Origin of the sequence: Pelotomaculum sp. PtaB.Bin117, assembly GCF_002067195.1 — a bacterium.
GTDB classification, from domain to species: Bacteria; Bacillota; Desulfotomaculia; order Desulfotomaculales; family Pelotomaculaceae; genus Pelotomaculum_D; species Pelotomaculum_D terephthalicicum.
The window spans coordinates 1-3,833 of record NZ_MVQM01000088.1 but is presented as its reverse complement, the minus strand read 5'-3'; the positions used below and the strand labels follow the sequence as shown (position 1 = coordinate 3,833).

At 49.1% G+C, this 3,833-nt stretch carries 4 protein-coding genes and 1 pseudogene; all 5 read left to right on the top strand.

Annotated elements, in window-relative coordinates:
• Nucleotides 1–214, top strand: a pseudogene (locus tag A4E54_RS05885) (rhamnosyltransferase); the annotation flags it as partial.
• A 9-nt stretch (nt 215–223) separates the two neighbouring features.
• Nucleotides 224–1,291 carry a glucose-1-phosphate thymidylyltransferase gene (locus tag A4E54_RS05880; RefSeq protein WP_286724989.1) on the top strand — a complete coding sequence of 356 codons (1,068 nt, stop codon included), beginning with the start codon at nt 224–226 and terminating at the stop codon, nt 1,289–1,291.
• Between the two features lie 28 nt (nt 1,292–1,319).
• Entirely contained in the window at nt 1,320–1,781 is a 462-nt protein-coding gene (locus tag A4E54_RS05875; protein WP_286724987.1) for a polysaccharide biosynthesis C-terminal domain-containing protein, read from the top strand.
• Nucleotides 1,778–2,632, top strand: coding sequence for a dTDP-4-dehydrorhamnose reductase (rfbD, locus tag A4E54_RS05870; protein WP_286724985.1), 855 nt, complete (start codon nt 1,778–1,780; stop codon nt 2,630–2,632). Before A4E54_RS05875 ends, rfbD begins: the two co-directional genes overlap by 4 nt.
• Nucleotides 2,632–3,663, top strand: a complete 1,032-nt coding sequence (rfbB, locus tag A4E54_RS05865) for a dTDP-glucose 4,6-dehydratase (protein WP_286724983.1) — start codon at nt 2,632–2,634, stop codon at nt 3,661–3,663. Before rfbD ends, rfbB begins: the two co-directional genes overlap by 1 nt.
• Nucleotides 3,664–3,833: the final 170 nt, after the last annotated feature.

Here is a 3,833-nt window from a genome sequence, read left to right as displayed (position 1 = left end):
GCTGCTGGAATATGCGAAAGCGGAAGGGGAAGGTTTTAAATTTGCCAGAGAGCAGTTTATCTATCTTATAAAGAATGAGAATTATTTCTGGTTGCCTTATACTTTGGGTTTAACCCTGGCTAAGTACGCCGGATATAAACTCGGCTTGATGGAAGATAAATTACCGCTAAAACTGAAAAAATATTTCAGTATGCACCGGAAATTCTGGAAATGAGGTGATTATTTGAAAGCTCTAGTCCTTGCCGGCGGCCGCGGCACTCGGCTGCGCCCGCTGACACACACCACGGCCAAGCAGTTGATCCCGGTGGCTAACAAACCAATTATACATTTTGTGATGGAACAGATAAGTTCATCGGGCATAAAAGATATCGGTATCATCATTTCTCCTGAAACTGGAGACAGCATTAAGGAATCAGTGGGAAACGGTTCCCGCTGGAGCGCAGATATTACTTATATTTTGCAGGAGCAGCCGGGGGGGCTGGCTCATGCGGTTAGGACGGCCCGTGATTTTCTTGGCGAGTCCCCTTTTCTTATGTTCCTGGGCGACAATCTTATCCAGGGCGGTGTCGGAGAACTGGTGCGTGATTTTATATCCGGTTCATGTGATTCAATTATTCAGTTGAAAAAGGTTAAAGATCCCTGCCAGTTTGGTGTGGCGGTGTTGGGGCCGGAAAACCAGGTGTTGAAGTTGGTGGAAAAGCCCAAGGAGCCGCCCAGTGACCTTGCCCTGGTAGGTATCTACCTTTTTAAGCCTGAGATACATGATGCCATTGACAGGATAACGCCTTCCTGGCGGGGTGAACTGGAAATAACCGATGCCATTCAGAAAATGATGGAAATGGGCCACCGGGTGGAAGCCAGGGTTTTAGCCGGCTGGTGGCTCGATACCGGCAAAAAGGATGATATCTTGGAGGCCAACCGGGTGGTGCTTGATGAATATGCCTGCCGGGTGGTTTGTGGAAATATAGATGATTCAAGTGAAATAGTGGGCCGTGTTTGTATTTCACCGGGCGCGGTAATAAAAAACAGTGTTGTCAGGGGGCCTGCGGTCATAGGTGATAATGTCCGTATTAGTGACTCATTTGTCGGGCCTTATACGGCTATCGGCAAAGACAGCGCCTTGGAGAGGGTGGGTATTGAGCACTCGGTGATCATGGAAAATTGCCAATTGTATGACGTGGAAATGCTTGAAGACAGCTTGATCGGCTGTAACGCAAAAGTTGTACGGAGCGACAGCCGGCGCAGGATTTGCCGATTATTTATCGGAGATGATTCGGAAGTGGCGTTATGAATTTTAAGAAATAGGGGGGGCTAGAGAAATGGAATTAATAGAAGGTGTTACGGTTAAAAAGCTTCGCCTGGTACCGGACGAGCGCGGCTACTTGATGGAGATGCTGCGCAGCGATTGGCCTGAGTTTATGAGATTCGGCCAGTCTTACATCACTTGCTGTTATCCGGGCGTGTACAAGGCCTGGCATTATCACAAGCTACAATGGGATCATTTCGTGTGTGTCTCGGGGATGGCCAAGGTAGTGCTTTATGATAACCGCGAGGGCAGTGCAACAAAAGGACAGGTAAATGAATTTCACATTGGTTATTTAAACCCGGTCTTGCTAAAAATACCGCCGCTTGTTTATCACGGATTTACGTCTGAAGGTGGGACGCCCGCTATGATTGTCAACTTCCCCACCGAACTGTATAATTACGGCGAGCCGGACGAGTACCGCCTGCCGCACAACGACCCGTCAGTTCCTTATAAATGGGAGGTAAGGCACGGTTGAAAGTAATTGTAACTGGAGCGGCAGGCATGCTTGGCCGCCAGGTGGTGGAGGAGTACTTAAAGCGGGGGGCGAACGTTGTTCCCTTGACACGCAGGGAATTAGACATAACGGACAGGGATGCAGTTTTTTCCCTTATTGATAAAGTAGGACCCGGTTTGGTGGTTAACTGTGCGGCCTACACTAATGTGGACGGGGCGGAAGAAGAAAGGGACAAGGCTTTTGCCGTCAACGGGCTGGGGCCTCGTTACCTCGCCCTTGCGTGCCGGCGCGTTAATGCAGCTATTGTACATATAAGCACCGATTACATTTTTGATGGCAAGGCTGAGCGGCCTTACAATATATACGATCTTTCAAATCCCATAAATGTATATGGCGAAAGCAAATATACCGGAGAGGCTGCAGTACGGGAAATTGGGGGGCGTTTTTATGTTGTAAGGACTAGCTGGCTTTTCGGACCTGGCGGAAGGAATTTCGTCGATACAATTTTAAAACTGGCCCGGGGAAAAAGTGAGTTGAAGGTGGTAGACGACCAGTACGGCACTCCAACCTATACAAAAGACCTGGCTTGTCTTCTGGCTGATCTTGCCGGAACGGGTATTTACGGGACATACCACGCTACTAACAGCGGTGCGACAACCTGGTTTGGATTGGCCGGGAAGGTGGTTGAGGTCGCCGGGTTGACTGCTGAAGTAGAGCCCTGCAGGACGGAAGAATATCCCCGTCCCGCAGCCAGGCCGCGCTACTCGGTTTTAAACCCGTTTCCCTTGAAGCAAGTTGCCGGGTACTGTTTGCCGCCGTGGGAGGACGCGGTAAGGCGGTATATAAATCACGTTAGAAATGAGGAATATTGATGATCCTTCTTGTCACTGGCGGGGCTGGATTTATCGGCTCTAATTTTATAAAGCATATTTTAAAAGAAACCGGCTGGCGGGTTGTAAACCTTGACAAGCTGACTTACGCCGGCAACCTGGAAAACCTGGCGGATGTAGAAGATAACTCGCGTTATTCCTTTGTCCGGGGAGATATAACTGACTCAGAGCTGCTGAAAGATCTCTTTAAGCATTATGATTTTAATATGGTTATTAATTTTGCTGCCGAGTCGCATGTTGACAGGAGCATTGAAAACTCTGCCCCTTTTATCAACACTAATATTCTCGGCACGCAAATGTTGTTGGATACCGCCTGTAAGCACGGGGTTAAAAAATTCTTGCAGGTGTCAACCGATGAGGTTTACGGCAGTTTGGACGATGGCGGGTTTTTTACTGAAGGCACTCCATTAGCTCCAAATAGTCCTTATTCCGCGAGCAAAGCTTCAGCCGACCTGCTCTGCAGGGCGTATTTTAAAACTCACGGGCTGCAGGTGGTGATTACCCGTTGTTCCAACAACTTCGGCCCTTACCAGTTTCCTGAAAAGCTGATTCCGCTGGTGGTTACAAACGCGCTGGAGGGTAGGCCCATACCAGTTTACGGTGACGGAATGAATGTGCGTGACTGGATTTACGTTTTAGATCACTGCGAGGCGCTGCGCCTGGTCCTGGACAAGGGACGGGCAGGCGAAATATATAATATCGGTGGCGGGGCACGGGTTACCAACCTTTCTTTGGTAAAAATGATCCTTGATATCCTTGGAAAACCTGAAACGCTTATTACTTTTGTTGGGGATAGACCGGGCCACGACCGGCGCTATGCTGTCGACCCGGCCAAGATTATGGATGAGCTTGGGTGGCGCAGGGGTTATGATTTTAAAGAGGCTATGCATAAAACTGTGGCCTGGTATTTGGAGAATGAGGGCTGGTGGCGCCGTATCAAGTCGGGGGAATACCTGGATTATTACAACCGGTGGTATGGAAAGTTGGCGGGTGAAAAGGACATTAAGTGGTAATTATATGAAACTTTATTAAGAGAGGTTGCAAACAAAGAAAAGCGGAGTTGTGTTATATGCGGCGGTGGCTTGTAATTCTGGCCTGTCTTGCGGCCATCTTTTATTTTTCTGCGCAGCCTTTCTCCGAGCAGGACCTGCGGGCGGAAATCGGCCGGCACGGCAGGATTGTG